Annotated in this window: 15 protein-coding genes and 1 pseudogene; 8 read left to right on the plus strand and 8 right to left on the minus strand. The window is 46.5% G+C overall.

Annotated elements, in window-relative coordinates:
• Positions 1-137 precede the first annotated feature (137 nt).
• Positions 138-725 (plus strand): cupin domain-containing protein, encoded by a 588-nt coding sequence (locus E7747_RS08300; protein ID WP_123615135.1) that lies wholly within the window; start codon positions 138-140, stop codon positions 723-725.
• Between the two features lie 325 nt (positions 726-1,050).
• A complete protein-coding gene (locus tag E7747_RS08305) occupies positions 1,051-2,904 on the plus strand; it encodes a peptidase U32 family protein (protein ID WP_136415342.1) in 1,854 nt (617 codons plus the stop codon).
• A gap of 214 nt (positions 2,905-3,118) precedes the next feature.
• On the opposite strand, the gene E7747_RS08310 is transcribed toward E7747_RS08305, so the two are convergent.
• On the minus strand, positions 3,119-3,490 hold the full coding sequence (locus E7747_RS08310; RefSeq protein ID WP_123615133.1) for a DMT family protein: 372 nt from the start codon (positions 3,488-3,490) through the stop codon (positions 3,119-3,121).
• A gap of 12 nt (positions 3,491-3,502) precedes the next feature.
• Positions 3,503-5,032 (minus strand): bifunctional metallophosphatase/5'-nucleotidase, encoded by a 1,530-nt coding sequence (locus E7747_RS08315; RefSeq protein WP_136415344.1) that lies wholly within the window; start codon positions 5,030-5,032, stop codon positions 3,503-3,505.
• A 623-nt stretch (positions 5,033-5,655) separates the two neighbouring features.
• Between E7747_RS08315 and E7747_RS08320 the strand changes: the two genes are divergently transcribed.
• Entirely contained in the window at positions 5,656-6,705 is a 1,050-nt protein-coding gene (locus tag E7747_RS08320) for a hypothetical protein (protein ID WP_136415346.1), read from the plus strand.
• Positions 6,706-6,717: 12 nt separating this feature from the next.
• Positions 6,718-7,662 carry a hypothetical protein gene (locus tag E7747_RS08325; protein WP_136415348.1) on the plus strand — a complete coding sequence of 315 codons (945 nt, stop codon included), beginning with the start codon at positions 6,718-6,720 and terminating at the stop codon, positions 7,660-7,662.
• Between the two features lie 77 nt (positions 7,663-7,739).
• Here E7747_RS08325 and E7747_RS08330 read toward each other — a convergent pair.
• From E7747_RS08330 to E7747_RS08350, 5 genes and pseudogenes are all read right to left on the minus strand, one after another.
• Positions 7,740-8,320, minus strand: a pseudogene (locus E7747_RS08330) (7-carboxy-7-deazaguanine synthase QueE).
• Between the two features lie 20 nt (positions 8,321-8,340).
• Positions 8,341-8,673: a 6-pyruvoyl trahydropterin synthase family protein gene (locus tag E7747_RS08335; protein ID WP_123615130.1), complete on the minus strand. Its 333-nt coding sequence runs from the start codon at positions 8,671-8,673 to the stop codon at positions 8,341-8,343.
• Between the two features lie 3 nt (positions 8,674-8,676).
• Positions 8,677-10,158, minus strand: coding sequence for a CCA tRNA nucleotidyltransferase (locus tag E7747_RS08340; RefSeq protein WP_136415350.1), 1,482 nt, complete (start codon positions 10,156-10,158; stop codon positions 8,677-8,679).
• 66 nt (positions 10,159-10,224) lie between these two features.
• Positions 10,225-11,475 carry a M24 family metallopeptidase gene (locus E7747_RS08345; RefSeq protein WP_228449111.1) on the minus strand — a complete coding sequence of 417 codons (1,251 nt, stop codon included), beginning with the start codon at positions 11,473-11,475 and terminating at the stop codon, positions 10,225-10,227.
• Positions 11,465-12,349 (minus strand): META domain-containing protein, encoded by an 885-nt coding sequence (locus tag E7747_RS08350; protein WP_123615128.1) that lies wholly within the window; start codon positions 12,347-12,349, stop codon positions 11,465-11,467. The genes E7747_RS08345 and E7747_RS08350 overlap by 11 nt, the downstream gene beginning before the upstream one ends.
• Positions 12,350-12,807: 458 nt before the next feature.
• On the opposite strand from E7747_RS08350, the gene E7747_RS08355 reads away from it, so the two are divergent.
• The 4 genes from E7747_RS08355 to E7747_RS08370 all read left to right on the plus strand — a co-directional run bounded on the left by E7747_RS08355 (position 12,808) and on the right by E7747_RS08370 (position 17,122).
• A complete protein-coding gene (locus tag E7747_RS08355) occupies positions 12,808-13,260 on the plus strand; it encodes a deoxycytidylate deaminase (RefSeq protein ID WP_123615127.1) in 453 nt (150 codons plus the stop codon).
• A gap of 85 nt (positions 13,261-13,345) precedes the next feature.
• Positions 13,346-14,962 (plus strand): S41 family peptidase, encoded by a 1,617-nt coding sequence (locus E7747_RS08360; protein WP_136415352.1) that lies wholly within the window; start codon positions 13,346-13,348, stop codon positions 14,960-14,962.
• Between the two features lie 18 nt (positions 14,963-14,980).
• Positions 14,981-15,532 carry a 5-formyltetrahydrofolate cyclo-ligase gene (locus E7747_RS08365; RefSeq protein WP_123615125.1) on the plus strand — a complete coding sequence of 184 codons (552 nt, stop codon included), beginning with the start codon at positions 14,981-14,983 and terminating at the stop codon, positions 15,530-15,532.
• A gap of 174 nt (positions 15,533-15,706) precedes the next feature.
• Complete coding sequence (locus E7747_RS08370; protein ID WP_168185285.1) at positions 15,707-17,122, plus strand: MACPF domain-containing protein; 1,416 nt, start codon at positions 15,707-15,709, stop codon at positions 17,120-17,122.
• On the opposite strand, the gene E7747_RS08375 is transcribed toward E7747_RS08370, so the two are convergent.
• Entirely contained in the window at positions 17,104-17,967 is an 864-nt protein-coding gene (locus E7747_RS08375) for a BadF/BadG/BcrA/BcrD ATPase family protein (RefSeq protein WP_136415356.1), read from the minus strand. The genes E7747_RS08370 and E7747_RS08375 overlap by 19 nt on opposite strands.
• Positions 17,968-17,998 lie beyond the last annotated feature (31 nt).

Raw genomic sequence — 17,998 nt, forward strand, 5'->3', positions numbered from 1 at the left:
AATGTGCAAAAATCGCCGTTGAGGTGTGGCCTGTCTGTTTTGATAATTGGAATTAATATTTAACTTTGCAGAAAAGGTTTCAGCCTTTATTCTTTAATCTCTTACCTATATTTCTATGTTATCTTTAAAATCCCGCCATGAATAAGATTATAACCGAAATCACTCCATTGTCGGAAAAAGACTGCTTTTATCTGATTGACAGGTATAAGGACCGTTTTACTTATCCTGTACACCGCCATGCCGAATATGAACTGAATTTCGTTTCAAACTGCGACGGTGCGCGCCGGGTGGTCGGAGATTCCATCGAGACACTCGGACATTATGATCTTGTGCTTATCGGCAACGGGATTGAGCACGGCTGGGAGCAGCATGAGTGTACGAGTGACAAAATACGCGAGATAACGATACAATTTTCACCGGATCTCTTTGGCGAGAAATTACTTGCAAAGACTCAGCTGTCGAGCATCAGACGGATGCTTGAAAACAGTTCAAACGGCATCGCGTTCACCTGTGAGGGAATCATGAGAGTGTTCAGCAAACTTGATAACCTTACAAAAATAGAGTCGGGATTTTACCGTATGCTCGAACTTATGTCGATACTTCACGAACTCGCCGAAGACGGCCATTACCGCAGGCTGTCAAGTTCGTCGTTCGCATCGATGAAGCCTGTCGGCGACAGCCGTCGCGTACGCAAGGTGAAAGATTATATAAATGCCCATTATTAGGGTTCTTGATACTCTTTAGAGTTTTATCGGAAAGAAACAGGAACGTCTGAAAGGAGCTGCAATTTATAGGTGCAGATCTTTTCAGACGTTTCTGTTTCGATATCCGTATTCCTACGTTTTCCAACAATAATCCGTCCTATTCCGACGTTAATGTATAATCGGAAAAAGAAAAAGTGCCCTGCGCCACTCTTCCCGAGCCGACGCAGAGCATATAATCAAAAAGCTAATTCTATTACGTTGTATGTTTTTTTGACTCGACAAAACTCCGATGGTTTAATCATAACTTCATGATTTTAACTCTGTTTAACATTTAGGCGATATAACTATGAGCAAAATAACCGCTACCTCTCTTGAACTTCTTGCTCCGGCCCGGAATGCCGACATTGCCATTGCCGCTATAAGTGCCGGGGCCGATGCGGTCTATATCGGGGCATCGAGTCATGGCGCACGTCATGCTGCCGCAAATTCGGTCTCGGACATTGCACGTGCGGTCGATTTTGCCCATAAGTTTAATGCAAAGATTTTTGCCACGGTCAATACCGTCATCTATGACAGTGAGCTTTCTTCTGTCGAGCGTCTGATTCGTGATTTATACCGTGTAGGGGTCGATGCCCTTATAGTTCAGGATATGGCTGTCCTGCGCATGGACATACCGCCGATTGAGCTGCACGCAAGTACGCAATGCGACATCCGCGATGTGGCCAAGGCCCGTTTTCTTGCTGATGTCGGATTCTCCCGTCTTGTACTTGCCCGGGAACTCTCGCTTAAGGAAATCTCAGAAATCCATGCAGCCGTCCCCGGCACTCCTCTTGAGGCTTTCATACATGGCGCTCTTTGTGTCAGCTATAGCGGTGACTGCCGTGCAAGTTTCGCATCCACCGGACGGAGTGCCAACAGGGGTGAATGCGCGCAGATCTGTCGACTGCCTTTTGACCTTGTTGACGATACCGGCCGTGTGCTTGTCAAGGGTAAACATCTGCTGTCACTGCGCGATCTGAATCGTTCGACCGCTATTCCGGATATGGCTGATGCCGGTGTCAGTTCCTTTAAAATCGAGGGTCGTCTGAAGGATGAGGCATACGTTAAAAATACAGTGGGCGCTTATAGCCGTATTCTCGACCGTCTTGTCAGCGAGAGCGGTGGCCGCTATGTGCGCCAGTCGGTCGGGGCTGTGCGTCTCGGTTTCAATCCTTCGCTTGACAAAAGTTTCAACCGTGGATTTACACCTTATTTCCTAACCGGGAAAGCTCCTGCCAAGGGAATGGCATCGATGGCTTCGCCGAAAGCTATCGGACTCAAAGTAGGTGTGGTGACCGACTGCAAACCGAAGGTCATCACAGCGAGACTGAGTGAGAATCTTGTCAATGGCGACGGACTTGGATATTTCAATTCCGCCGGAATGTTCAACGGTTTCCGTCTGAACCGTGTTGACGGTAACAGGCTTTTTCCTGCCACTCCCCAGTCTATCCCTGTGGGGACGGTGCTTTATCGCAACAGAGACAAGAGCTTTGACGACAGTATAGAGGCAGCAAAGACTTCGCGTACGATATCTGTTGATATGGCGCTTCGTGTAGTCAGCCCTGAATTGATTTCGCTTGAGATGACTGACGAACGCGGATGCTCGGCTTCAGTTACTGCCGGTGTGCCTTCTTTGGACAATGCTGTAACACCACAGGAGACTCCTCGCCGTCGCATACTTGATAAACTCGGCGGGACGGCCTACCGGGCGGGTCGGATTGTCGATCTTGCCGGGGCGTTTTTTATTCCGGCATCAGTCCTGACGGCATTGCGACGGGACTGTCTCGACGCGCTTGACCGTGCTTCAAGGGCAACCTATCGTTATTCCTACCGTTTGCCGGAGAAATTTGATGTGGCTTTGCCCTACGGTGAATCTCTTACCGTACATGACAATGTTGCAAACCGTCTTGCGCGCGAGTTCTATATTTCACATGGAGCAAAAGATATGGTTCCGGCGATTGAGATAGTGAAAGGCTCATCTCGCGAGGGGGGAGAACCAGTCATGACGACACGCTATTGTCTGCGCCGTGAACTTGGGAAATGCCTTAAAGAATCATGCGGTAAGGATTGGATAGGACCGTTGACTCTCGTCAGCGGGCAGACGAGACTTCGGATTGAGTTTGATTGCAGGGCATGCCGGATGAATTTATATAACGTATAATCAAAACGGATTTATAATAGCAACAGTTCGGTAATTTTTGAGCAGGCATAGCTGTATCGCACTGATACACAATAGTTTGCATCGATATTGAATTGTTGTATCTTATTGATATTCAATTGAATATGCAAATTTTACCGAACTATTGTAATAGAGCAGCCCTCTGAAAGTCGATAAATGACTTTCGGAGGGCTGTCTGATTTATAAGGTTTTTGGATTATTCCATAAAAACAAGATAGACTGCCGCCACGAGGAGACCGAATGCGAGCAGATGATTCCAATGCAGTGATTCGCCTTTGAAAAGCACAATTGCAAACACCGAGAAAACGAGCAGTGATATTACCTCTTGCATTACCTTTAGCTGAATCAGTGAGAACTGACCGCCGTTCTGCGTGAATCCGTAACGGTTTGCAGGTACCATGAAGCAATATTCAAGTAGTGCGACTCCCCATGATGCCAATATAATCCAGATTATGGGAGTGTTGGGTGTAATGACTTTCATTTCCGAGAGTTTCAGCTGCCCGTACCATGCGAGAGTCATGAATATGTTGGATACTACAAGTAGTCCGACTGTTAGCCATCCGTTCATAATATGAATTTGTTAGAAGCTTCTCATTCGTTGTGTTTTGTCGGGGTGGGCAAGGAGGTTGTCGAGCTTTCCGACAGAGATGTAGTCGATAAGTATCTGATAGAGCACTTCAGGACTGCGCGAGAGTATGACTCCACGTTTCAGCGGCTCCATGTAATCATTGCCTGCCGCAAGATAGTCGATGGTTGCGAGGCGATATGTCTTGTCAGGGTTGATCGGTTTGCCGTCGATTGTGGCGCTGTTGATTTTCTTTGTGGCCGGATCGTAGAGGATGCTTACGTTGCTGCTGACCCCGTTGCCGTCTTGTGCGGCCATGATGCCGAAGTTTTCAAGAAGGTCGCTACCCTTGATGTCCATGACTACGATTGAATTGTCGAACGGTGCGATGTCTATGATTTCGCCTTGAGTGATAGTCCCGGCGGCGAGGCTGTTGCGTATACCGCCTTTATTCATGATGGAGAGGTCTGCGGGTTTTCCGCACAGTTCTGAGCCACGGGTTCTTACAAAGTCACTCAGTAGATTTAGCATCTCGCTTGACTTGCGCTCATATTCGAATGGCGATGAGCCGATTTCCTTTGAGCGCATTTCTTCCACCTGCTGGCGGTAGGGGGCGATGATTTCTTCGATAGAGGAACTTACGCGGTCATCAAGTCGTTTGTCGACAGGAATCAACCTGGCTTTGACCTGTTTGGTGTCGAGGTCAATGTCTATTTCTCCAAGATTCACACCGCTCGAGCCGGTCTGCAATACTGAGATTGTGTCACCGGCCGCGTTTGCTACCCTCCAAGTCGGGACACCGCTGCGTGTGTCGTTGGGATCGACGACCGTGTGGGAATGACCACCGATTATAACATCAATGTCGCGTGAATTACGCGCGATATCCATATCGCTATAACCGGGTTCGTTGTCATAGCCTATATGGGTTACGGCGATAACCATATCTGCTCCTTCGGCCTTCAGTCGGGCGGCTTCTTCATTGGCAGCCTTGATGCCGTCGATATATTTTACGCCTTTGTAGTTCGCTTCGCTGATAATTCCTGCGGGGTCAAGGTTGATTCCGATAAATCCGATTGTCTTGTCTCCGACCTTACGCATGACAGCAGGTACGAACATTCCTTCCAGCGCACTGCCTGTAAAATCATAGTTTGTGCTGAGACGGTTGGCATTTAACTGCTTCCATTCTTTGGCAAGCTGCTCCATACCCTTGTCGAACTCATGGTTTCCGAGAATCTGGATGTCATAGCCGAGGGCGTTCATCAGTTTGCGTTCGACTTCACCGCCGAACAGTGTGTAGTAGAGCGATCCTTGTACAGCATCGCCGGCATCAACGAGCATTACATTTTCATGTTCGCCGCGCACACTGTCAATCAAAACCTTGCGTCGGGCAACCCCGCCCAAGTCGTGGCGGTCCGGATCGATGGCTGAATGGGTGTCATTGGTATGGAGAATGACGAGATGGTCGTTATCCTTGTGGCTTGCGCAGCCGCAAGTAAGCCATAGTGAGGCAACTGCTCCTATGATAAACAGTTTGTTAAATTTCATAACTGGACGAAAAATTATTAGTCTCTACAAAATTAATAATTAATCTTCGAATAAAGTTCATTGAAAACAGACATATTTAATGCCTTGTAAGTGAGTGGAGGTCAATAATGAGAAACGGATATAAAAAGAGTAATGGCAATTAATCGGCCTATAAAATAAAAATTGGTTTAGAATTAAGTCCCATACTCTATTCTGCCTTTAGGTGAGTCAATTTACGACTGTAACTTTAGTAATATTAATGTAGAATCTAAAGTATAAGTTTGTTTTTTAGTCTGTTATACCATGCAATAACAATTTAAATGCGTATATTTGCATGGATTTAGGCGAGAGAGTCTTTTCTTTAAATTATTTTCTATTAGTGAAGCGTATTCATGCTTTGTCCTTCAACGGAAATTCGCCAAATTTTTAAATCAGAGGGAAAAGCAGTCTGTGAAGGCGCTCATGCTTGTCGTATGTCAACTCCATCGCAAGAATGGGGTTGTAGATATCCGGTTCAGGCGTGGGAGTGGACTGTTTATTTCTGATTGGGCGTTTGGCGATGCCTCCGTTGAGATAAACTGAACATCGTCCTGCGCTTTTTAATTTTTTTCTAATACCGGTTATAGGGACGTATTATCGGATAAGTGAATATTATTTATGAGAAAGCCAATCATTTTATTTTTGTTTCTTGCTTTATGTGGAATCAACGCTTATTCCAGTCATTGACCGCGACTTTGCAGCATGATAATGGAATTAAGGTTTTCTATGGGTATCAATCATTCATTGAGGCATACGAGGATGCACAGGACGGGGATGTAATCACGTTGTCTAAAGGAAACTTTAATACAGTGGAATGTATTGAAAAATCAGTATCAGTTATAGGAAATTATGCTTTTGATCCAAATGAAGAGTCTACATCTCTGATTTCGTTAGAGGTTTCAGCCGATGATGTCACTCTATGTGGTTTACGCATATTGGGAACATTAAGAATGTCTCTATCTAATGATTTGAAAGTAAAACGTTGTTTTATAGAATCACTCGCTGCGGATACTACCCACACGAGAACTTTGATTGAAGATTGTGCGGTACAAAATGATTTTTCATTGGCAAGAGGTATTGAGGAAAGTTATCGCCGATCAGAAATCTATAGGCAGCATAATGGCAATACGCCTGATAATATGGCGAACTTCGAATATTGTACGATTCATAATGTTGCATTAGAGGAAATAAACGTGCATTATGTCAGGGGGGTGAAGCATTATGATAATCAACTTGCCTCTTATGGAATCTATAGAAATTGTGCTATTCATTGGTCTCGTATGGTAACCGGACAAAGCACAGCACAGGCTGCTCTACATCTGAACAGACAGAGTGACTATAGGGATTTGATGCTTTTCGGTGGACTTTATGGAAATGTTTCCTATATCGTTCCTGATGGAACGTTAGCTATGTACATCGAAGGAAGATTTATTGATTCGGATAATTATTCTGTTATCAATGACTCTTTTCCGTCGTTTTTTGAAGAAGAGATAGTTATTCCACAAAGTGGAGGATGGGAATATAAAGCGCCTGTCGGATGTTTTGGTCATAAACCTTATCCCTCGATACCACGTGTTGTAGAATGTAATATAGACCGAGAAACAGATGCGGCCGGTAAGCTGAAAATAGATTTGAAGGTTGTTGTCGAAGATTAAAATAGAACTATCATGAACCACTTGTATTCATTGATTGTCGCTATCTTCATGCTATCACCGTTAAATATGTTTGGTGGTATTGTATTCGAATATTGGTTTGACAATTCTATGCAAGATATTAAGCGCATTGATTATGACTCGTCTGACGTGTCATTCGTAATCGATGCAAGTACATGTGATGAAGGTTATCATACGTTGCATTATAGATTGCAGTCCTCTGTAGGTTGCTATGGGCCGGTTTTAAGTAGTTTGTTTTATGTCCCTGCAAAAGCTACTATATCTGTTGCCGGAAATTCAGAATGGATATATTGGTTAGATGATGATTTCAATATTGATTCTCATATCCGTATGAATGGGGATAGTATTCAAACATCAATTGATTTATCCAATCTTAAAGAGGGGTATCATTTTTTGAATCATTACACTGTTGTAAATAATGCTATAGGAGCACTACATCAAAATTTGATTTTCAAGAATGATCCGGCTGTTACTGTTGATTGGTGTAAAATATGGTGGGATGATTTTATTGACCGTATGGAGAACTGTCATTTGGAGAGCGTAGGAGACTCGTCATTTATAAGTAAGGAAATAGTTGTCCCTGACTATGTTTTGGAGAAAAATTCCATTGATTCAAAAGCAAGATTAAATTTGCTTGTCGGTAACTCTAAAGGATGGGTGTCCGATCTGCTGACAGCGGAAATTGAATATTCTTCGGATGTTACATCCATAAAATTGGTCGATAATGACAATTCCGGATGGAAACTGGAAAGAGTTGGCTCTGAACTTATGGCTACAGATTTAATTCCGGGATCCGGGATTTTAAAGATATATGATATTACAGGAAAATGTATCTATATGGAAAGACCGGCAAATGATTCCATGACACTTCCATCTCTTTCGGTTGGAATATATATTATTTCCTATGAAAATATATCGCGAAAGGTCATGATTGACTGAAATCGGATGAAATGAAAATCTGCATGATAGCGTTGCGTTGTAAACGATGTCGTTATCATGCAGATTTTTTATATATCTTATTGTATGTCGATTAGTTTGTGGGTCTGGAGGAGAGTCTCCAGTGGGGATGGGCAAGGATATACTCGACGGTTTCTGATGTGTTCGAGCCTCCTTCGTAGTGCGGTGAGCTACATGGCTGGAGGAAATAGTGCATGGCCGGGAGTGAATTGGCGATAGATTCAACATCCTGCCCTTCGTAGACGACTTTCAGTTCATCTATGTGGCGCAACTTGACATCGCAGTTGCCTTTGGCGTCGCTTTTGGGCGAGCATGTCACCCAGTCGATGCCTTCGGGGAGGCGCTTGGTTCCGTTTGTTTCTATCTGGATGAAAAATCCCTCCTCGTGGAGCATGTCAATCAGGAGAGAGTCAAGTTGCAATGACGGTTCTCCACCTGTGACTACAATATGGCGTGAGGGAAATTTGCTGACATTTCCGATTATATCGGCCGGCGACATAAGAGTGAATTCCTCGTGGCGTGTGTCACAGAAGCCACATTTGAGATTGCAGCCGCTGAAACGCAGAAACACAGCCGGAGTCCCCGTGAAGTATCCTTCGCCTTGCAGTGAGTAGAATATCTCGTTGATGCGATAGCTCATGATTGTTTATCTTGAAATGTTCAGTCGTTCTCGTAGCTTGCGGTATTTCCTTCGCTCTCCTGCACGTCGACGCGGTAGCAGTTGGGAATCTGCTCGCATATCCATCGGGCTATGTTTTCGGCTGTCGGATTGAAGGGAAGCAGCTCGTTGAAGTTGCCGTGGTCGAGATAGGATGTGATACGTTCCTTTATATGGCTGAAATCTACAACCATCCCGTCGGCGTTAAGTTCGCGCGAACGGCAATGGACAGTCACAATCCAGTTGTGGCCGTGGAGACGCGAGCATTTGCTCTCGTATGAAAGTTGCAGGCGGTGGCAGCCGGCAAGTTCAAATCGTTTGGTTATATAGTACATTGATCAGTCGTGATTAGAGTTGTCATTTGTCTTGTCAGGCTCTGTTTTGGCCGGAGCGGTGCTTACCGGATAGAGTCCGTGTTCGGCTGCGACCTTCAGCATCAGGGCGTGAGCCTCGTCATAGTCATTGTGGATGATTCCGTCGAGGATGGCATTTTTTATGGCGCTCTTGATTGTCCCGATTACCGGACCGCCGGTTATACCGAACGTCTCCATAATCTCGTTGCCGTCGACCGGGGGTTTGAAATTGCGGATATGGTCACGCTCGTTAAGATCGATCATCTTTCGGCGGACAAGAGCGAAATTCTCAAGAATGCGACGGACTTTTTCCTGATTCTTCGATGTGATGTCGGCCTCACACAGTGTCATGAGATCCTCGATGTCGTCGCCGGCATCATGGATGAGGCGACGGACGGCTGAGTCGGTTACTTCGTCTTCGACCAGTGCTATGGGGCGCATGTGAAGTTCGACGAGTTTGGCCACGTATTTCATTTTTGTATCCTGAGGTAAGCGCATGCGCCGGAAAATCCTCGGCACCATTTTTGCCCCGATGAAATTGTGGTTGTGGAAAGTCCATCCGAGTTTGTCATCCCATCGTTTTGTGACAGGTTTTGCGATATCGTGCATCAGTGCGCCCCATCGCAGCCACACATTGTCGCTCTTTTCCGCCACATTGTCGAGGACGGCAAGGGTGTGATAGAAATTGTCCTTATGGCCACGGCCTTTGACTACATCCACACCTTTCATTGCTGAAAGTTCCGGGAAAATCAGGGCAAGCAGTCCCGATTTGAGCAAGAGGTCCCAGCCGGTCGACGGGCGTGGTGAGCGCATGATTTTCATCAGTTCGTCGACAATGCGCTCGTGTGAGATTATTTTTATGCGTTGAGCGTTGCGTCTGATTGCCTCGAATGTCTCGGGATATATGGTGAAGTTCAGCTGAGTGGCGAAACGGATTGCGCGCATCATGCGCAGCGGGTCATCGCTGAATGTGACGTCGGGGTCGAGCGGGGTGCGGAGTATGCGTTTCTCCATGTCGCCAATACCGTCAAACATGTCGATGAGTTCGCCGAATCCGTTACGGTTGATGCGGATAGCGAGCGCGTTTACCGTGAAGTCGCGTCGCGAGAGATCTTCTTCAAGAGTGCCGTCCTCGACCACAGGTTTGCGCGAGTTACGGTCGTATGATTCACGGCGTGCGCCGACGAACTCAAGTTCGATGTCGCGGCGTTTCACCTGTGCGGTTCCGAAATTGCGGAATACACTCAGGTGAGTCCCTTTGCCGAGTTTTTCAGCGACGATTTCGGCAAGTTCGATTCCACTGCCTACGGTGACAAAATCAATGTCTTTCGACGGACGTTCAAGAAAGAGGTCGCGCACGCATCCGCCAACTGCATAGCAAGGGCGGTCTATTGAATCGGCTGCGTCACCGATGGCATGGAAAAGCGGTATGTCAAGCTGTGTTACTACTTTGTCTAATGACTGCATCTCTTTTGTATGATATTGAATGGCCGGAATAATTTCCGGCAGATTTTAGCCGGAAGTCTTTCCTGTCTAAACGTCGAAATAAGAAATCTCATCGGGAGCGGGTGTCAGGCACTCCACGTGGTCATCATGGACCGCATAGGTGTTTTCAATACCGACCGCCCCGGTATGGGGGATGACAAATTTCGGTTCGAGCGCTATCACGTTGCCTTCGGCTATTATGTCGCGGCTGCGGGGCGCGATGACAGGGAGCTCATTGATCTCGATGCCTACACCGTGGCCTATGAAACCGGCGTGCTGTCTGTGGCCCATGTAATAAGCGGATAGACCACGTTCCTTGACCATTTCCTCTGCCTTGGCATAGAGGTCTTTGGCAAGAACGCCGGGACGCATCATGTCGCAGAATGTACGGTGGATGTCAATCGAGCATTTATGTGCTTCGATGGCAAGCGGTGAAATTTCGCCTAAAGCAAAAACTCGGGTCATGTCGGTCATGTAGCCGTTGAAATTACCGTTCATGTCGACCATGACTGTATTGCCGGGCTTTATTGGTGTGCCACATGCTCCGACTGGCAGCGACGGGTCCAGTCCCGCACCTCCCATTGCGAAATCATAGGGGGAAGGTGCGTCGGCATTGTCGCCGACAAGCACATTGCCCATGTAAAGCTCCATAGAGTCGCCACTGATTCGGAACTGACCAAGACAACCTTCAAGACGGCTGACCCGCTCGATTTCGACCTGTAGTTCCATGTCGGTCATTCCGGACTGAAAGATATGCTGGATACGGCTGTAGACATGGACATGCTTTATGCCGGAATGGCGGATCATGTCAATCTGGGCGGGTGTTTTTACAGCACGGGCACGGCGCATTACGCCTGACGCGTTTTTCAACTCGCTTTCAGGAAATATATTCTTAAGACGTGTGGCAGTGGAATAGGGGAGCACGTCGAGTTCGAGGCCGATAGCTTCAGGAACATTTAGACCTATTGAAGAGGCGATATCTTCCGGTTTGCGTATGTAGACGACACCGTCGCCTTCAAGTTCGACGGGGCGGCGTATGAAGAAAATCACCGGGCCTTCGAGCGGAATATAGACGTAGCCGTCAAACACACGGCCTGTCACATAATATTTGTTGGCATTATCAGAGATGAGCAGAGCCGGGATACCCGGTTCTGCCATCTGTGATTTTATATGGTCGATGCGGCGGTTGAACTCGTCGCGGTCAATTAGCATGAGCTTATGCTGGTCAACAGGTTGCATCGTATCTTGTCTTGTGAGATGGTTTGTCTGGATTATGAATGAGTTTGCTTTATTCTTCACCGACCTGATCGGGTGAGATTCGTATCAGCGTTAGCAATGGCTGTCCGTTTGCACCTTTCATAATGGCCTGATCCGATGATGCCCCTTCAACGCAGGTGTCAACCTGTTCGAGGGCGAGGATGAAGGCTTGTTCGGTAGCGATTGCGGGACAAGTCATTCTTGTTGTGGCGAGGTCTTTGAATTCGATGCCGTCACCCTTGTCAAGTTTGACCACTATCGCACCGTTGAGTATATTGCACCCTGCGTTGCCGTGAATCTTGCATTCGTCAATATCAATAACGACTTTTATGGCTGTATTTGCGGGGACAGGTGTGCCCTGAATTGTTGTAACCTGCCATGCACCGTTAAGGAATGACAGATTACGTTTGCGAAGAGTCATGACTGTATTGCCTGTCGATGAATTCAGGACAACCGTGTTTGCATCGACAACACTGTAGGATTTCACATCGTTTATGGCTTTTGTCATGGCAGCCTCGTAAGGGGCATCGTTGCACGCTTTTAGAGATGATAGGAACTCACCGTTAGGTTCGAGTTTGCTTCCTTGTACGATCCACGAGCCGTTGAGGTAGTTGCAGCCGTTGAATGCAATGACCATTATGGCTGTTTTTGCGTCAGGGATAGCTTCGAAGGTAATCTGGGGATGGTTGTCACCGTTGATGACGACTTTTTGGCCGTTGATTGCAGTGACTGCCCAGCTTCCGAGAAGCGGAGCAATCTGTGCTTCGTCATATGAGGATATGTTAGAGATCACCGGAGTTGTTTTTACAGTTGAGTTAGAATCAGATGCGGTCACGCCTGATTTTTTTACAATGCCACAGCCACTGACTAAGGCGGTGACGGCAAGTGCTGATGCAAATAGTGAAACAAATTTCATGATTACAAAATGTTTTTGTTAGTTATTGAGGGGGATGAATCCTTTGATAATTTCGACAGCAGTGAGGCTGTTATATATATACGACAGCCATGCCGAACTAAAGTTTAAACGATTGAGTCCTCCTGTTTGTGCGAATCCCCGTGGAAGAATTGGCGACAAAAGCACTACAGCATCATTTAACTCACAAAAGTAGTCAATTTCCCAAACATACACAAAACAGCTTTTTCGTTGTGTCTTTGACAATTGTGGCTGCCGGTGATTCGGCATAAGCACATACGACATTCGTTATTGTGCGGATTTTCAAAAAAAGGAGCATTGTGTCTGAAAAATGCGGGATGATAAATATTGCCTATATGAAAATTTGCACAAATTTATAGACAGGTGTGTAATATTTTAAGATGAAATGTGTCACAATATAATAATTCTCACTACCTTTGCAGCATAAAAATAAAACCAGAATGGAACATAACGGCAAGCAGGAATTGCTCGACAGACGTTATCTGCGCATGGCTCGTATCTGGGCAGAAAATTCGTATTGCGAACGTCGTAAGGTCGGTGCACTAATGGTCAAGGAACGCACGATAATTTCCGACGGTTTCAATGGGACTCCAGCCGGATTTGAAAATGTCTGCGAGGATGCCGATGGCCTTACAAAAACTTATGTGCTTCATGCAGAGGCTAATGCGATTACAAAGGTTGCCCGTTCGAACAATTCGGCTGAAGGTTCGACTCTCTATGTAACCGCTTCACCATGTCTTGACTGTGCAAAACTGATTATCCAATCCGGAATAAAGAGAGTGGTCTATAGCGAGCTATATCGTATCACTGACGGTATAGATCTCCTGAAAAGAGCCGGAGTTGAGTGCTGTCACATAGCTGATGCCGGTCCGTTGTCTGAATCAGCTGTCTGATTGTCTGTATCTGTGACCTGTGTTCGCGTTCTGCAAAATTTTTACTATCTGTCAAAAAGCTAAATTCTATCTGTAAAAACCTTCTATGAATAACCGTCTGAAAAAAACATCCGTATGGATGCCGCTGGCCATTGCATTGTCTTTGGTGGCGGGTATGTGGATCGGTAGTGCATTTTTCAATGGTTCGGGAAAGTGGAGCTCACGCAGCAAACTCGATGCCATTCTTGAACTCGTGGAGCGTTCATATGTGGATGAGGTCGATACCGACAGCCTTCTCGAAGCTTCGTTTCCGGGATTGCTTTCGCGTCTTGACCCTCATTCGGTATATATATCGGCGAAAGACCTGCAAAATGTCAATGAGGAGCTTGGAGGGTCGTTCTCAGGCATCGGCATATCGTTCAATCTCCTGAACGACAGTATAAATGTGCTTGAAGTTATTTCTGGTGGACCTTCGGAAAAAGCCGGTCTTCTTGCGGGCGACAGAATTATAGCGATAAATGACACTGTTGTTGCCGGACAAGGCTGGAGCGATGTCAAGGTCCGCAGCTCACTCCGTGGTGAAAAAGGCAGTACGGTCAAGCTGACGGTCAGGCGTCACAGTTCAAAGACTCCGTTGACTTTTGATGTGATTCGCGGCGACATTCCGGTCACTTCGATTGATGCGGCTTATCTTGTCGCTCCGAAAGTCGGATTTGTAAAAATCAATAAATTCAGTTCCTCGACATATAGTGAGTTTCTTACTTCGATGATGAATCTGGTGGCTGACGGAGCTGAAAAATTCATCATAGACCTTCGTGGAAACGGTGGCGGATTCATGGAACCGGCCGTGTTGATAGCTAATGAATTCCTTCCGGCCGGCTCTCCCATAGTAAGTATGCGTGGAAAAGCTACGCCAGATTCACGCCCTACAATGAGTGATGGCTCCGGCAGTTTCCTCAACAATGAGGTGGTGATACTTATCGACGAGACTTCGGCAAGTTCAAGCGAGATTCTTTCAGGTGCGATTCAGGACAATGACCGAGGACTCGTCATCGGACGCCGTTCTTTTGGAAAAGGACTCGTACAGAATCAGATGGAATTGCCCGACAGCAGTGCCATCCGTCTGACAATCGCCCGGTACTACACACCCTCGGGCCGTTGCATCCAGAAGACCTATGCTCCGGGTACAGATTATGACCGCGATATTGTCAACCGCTATGAGCATGGTGAGTTTTACAACGCCGACTCTATCAAGCTTGACAAGTCGCTTGCATTCGAGACGCTTCACGGTCGAACGGTTTATGGCGGAGGAGGCATAATGCCTGATATTTTTGTCCCCAACGACACCATGGGTATAACCTCCTACTATCTGAATGTGCTTAACACCGGATTGATTCAGAAATATACATTTGACTACACTGACCGCAACCGGGCGCGTATCGAAACGGCAAAAAACGCCGTAGAGCTTATGCGCATGCTGCCTGAAGACGATCTCTTGCTTCAGGATTTTGTGAGCTATGCGCAGAAAGCAGGCATTGCCCCAAGATGGTACTACATAAACATTTCACGCGATTTGATTGTTAACCAACTGAAAGCCATGATTGCGCGCAATGCACTCGGCGTTCAGGGATATTTCGAGGTGTTCAACGAGGTTGACCCGACAGTGAAATCCGGCGTCGATGCTTTGTCGAACGGCAAAGCGGCTTTCCCGATTACAAAATAATTCAAGGGAAACAATTCGATGAAGAAAGATGATATACGACGTAGTGTCAAGGCCCGCAAGACTCTTCTGAGTGACGATGATAAGTTTTCGGCTGCCGAAAAGGTGTTTGGTCTGCTGGAGCAGACTGCCGATTTTCTGTTGGCCGACAGGATACTGATGTATCATTCGCTCCCTGATGAGCTGTCGACCCATGAGTTCATACGCAAATGGTGTGGCCGCAAGCACTTCTATCTTCCGCGCGTCAATGGAGTGAATCTTGAAATACTTCCGTATGACGAATCTCGTCTGGCTCTCGGTTCATTTCACATCGAAGAGCCTACCGGCAATGATATGTCGGCAATTGACGATATTGAAATGATTGTCGTTCCGGCTGTCGCCTACGACCGCAGCGGTAACCGTGTCGGACGTGGAAAAGGATACTATGACCGTCTGCTTGCCGATAGCCGTGCCCGGAAAGTAGGCGTGGCCTATGATTTCCAGCTTGTCGACGAGATAGATTCCGAGCCTCACGATGTCCGCGTAGATGTTGTCATCACCGAGAGCAATCATATAATAATCCGTAAGCGTTGACAGTAGCCGGATTATATATCTAAATACAAAAAGTTAAAATCCGTATTTAAGTATGGATTTTAGCTTTTTTTGTATATATTTGTAACCTGACCGTAATGACTGATTGATGTTCAAATCAGCCTTGTCAAACCCAATTTGTAGTTGTTAAACCAATTGTTATCTTTTTGAATGCAGATGTCACATATAAAATATATCTTACCTGTATTGGCTTCGGCGCTGTTGTCTGTAGCCTGTGATAACTCAAGATATGATGATGGCGATGAGCCTGATTACCCTCCTGTGCTGCCTAAGAACTATTATATAAGTCCGTCCTGTACCGATGCCATGATACAGGTCTCGGCTACTTCCGGCAAAGGCATTAAATCGGTTCTTGGTTCAGGCTACGATGTCACCGGATCTTTTCTTTCGCCCTCCTCTATGCGACAGCCTGTGATAGACATCGATAAGATGTCCGACGGGGCGGTCTCGATTTTTGCCGGTACGGCATCTGGCAGCGGTGAATATTATGCAGGGGAAAATGCAAGAGAATTTCTCCGCGACATAATGTCATCTATGGGAATGGACGTATCATCCTCAAATCCGTCATATGGTTTTGTCGGAACTCTGACAGAGAGCGGACACATGAACGACACTTATATCATGCGTGTCGTATGGGGGCAGACCTCCGTTGGACATTTCAATACGTTGAAACATAGGCTCTATGAAGCGCTTAGCGACGGATTTAGGACTGATTTGAAAGAGTTGTCGCCGAATGAACTTGTCGATAAATATGGTACTCATATAATATCACGTGCAAAGATGGGTTTTGCCGTGCGTCAGCTTTATCATGCCTATGTGCATAAAGAAGATGTTATGTCGTCTGCATACGATGGATTTAAAGCCACGCTTGAGAAACTGTCAAAAGATGGTTATCCGTGGCAGTCTCTTTCACGTATATATTTAAATTTAAGAAATTTCGGAGCTACGTTGTCAATGGAGTTTTGTGGCGGCGATCCTTTGGCTGTCCGATATGATACGGTCAACGGATATGTGACGGGGCTTGATGAATGGCAGGCATCGGTCTGTAATGAAAATTCTGCAATGATACTTCTCGACAAAGATGATCTCATACCTCTCCACGCTGCAATCGAAGATGAGACACTGCGTTCGGCTGTAAGTTCTGTGATTGCCGGTCATATAAAGAATGTGTGGGATGTATGTTCGTCGAAGGCAAGCGTCAGGATTCTGTTTCAGCATACGGATGGCATACGGTATCGTTATGTAAGCGATGATAGACTTTCAGAAAATCTTACAAACGGAGGGATGCCGTTCCACGGTGTATTGGGTGCGGTGTATAATAGAGAGCAGCCTGCCACTGCGGTTCTCTACAGCAACAGGCTTTCAGAAGATGTCTACCGTCTGTCGCTTGACAGGGGCGAGGACTGGTCGATTATCGGTTATGTGTTTCAGAAACCGGTGGCTGACTGCATCGTTCTTCAGGAGATAAGTGACGGAAGCCGTTATGCCTATACAATAGAAGAAGGCGATAGATTTGGAATAAACGGCGAATGGCATTCGACCGGTGTCGAATTTTACTTATTGCGACCTTGATTTTCCAGATGGAAGGATATCAGTGAGTCCATCGGATTCTTCAGGATATTCCCAATCGTATATCCGAGTGTAACGGCAGCCGAACGGAGCTGATCGGCGAAATGGTGGGCAACCGAGCCGGTGAAATGTACAGGCAGGGAGTGAGCCGTCGGATAGGCGCTGACATTGAATCTGAAGAAACGTATGAATTCACCTACCACGAAGTCTTCAATCTCTTTTTCGCTTATATTCTCCGACAGAAACGGGACAAATGACGCGAGATAGGCATTCGGACGCTCACCGCGATAGACGTGTGTGATTATCTGACTGATGTCGTCCTCCGGGAAACGCCATTGAAATTTATCGGATATCTTTTTTGAGAAACCGCCTTTGAAAACCATTCCGATGAGCCGTCGGCCGAGTACAGCGCCACTGCCCTCGTCGCCAAGGATGAATCCTAACGGTGATACATGGTCCGTGATTTTAGTGCCGTCATAGTAGCATGAATTTGAGCCAGTCCCGAGTATACAGGCTATTCCTTTGTTTCGACCGCAAAGGGCTTGTGCTGCCCCAAGCATATCACTTTCGGCATGACATGTCTCCGCATGAAAAATCTCAGACAGTGTCTTGGCGACTGTGACCTTGCGCTCTCCGGCACAACCTGCACCGTAATAAAATATTTCATCAACCCCTTGGGCCTCGGCATAAAGTGCCGGTGCTTCGTCATGGAGCATATCGACAAGAGTCTGTGTGTCGGCATGGGCTGCATTATGTCCTCGTGTGGATGTGCGCAGTAGTGTAGTGCCGTCAGAATCAATGAGAGCCCACTCTATTTTAGTGCCTCCTGCATCGGCTATAAGTATCATATTGAATATCGGTTTGGTTTAGTGTGGGATG

Source organism: Duncaniella dubosii, assembly GCF_004803915.1.
GTDB classification, from domain to species: domain Bacteria; phylum Bacteroidota; class Bacteroidia; order Bacteroidales; family Muribaculaceae; genus Duncaniella; species Duncaniella dubosii.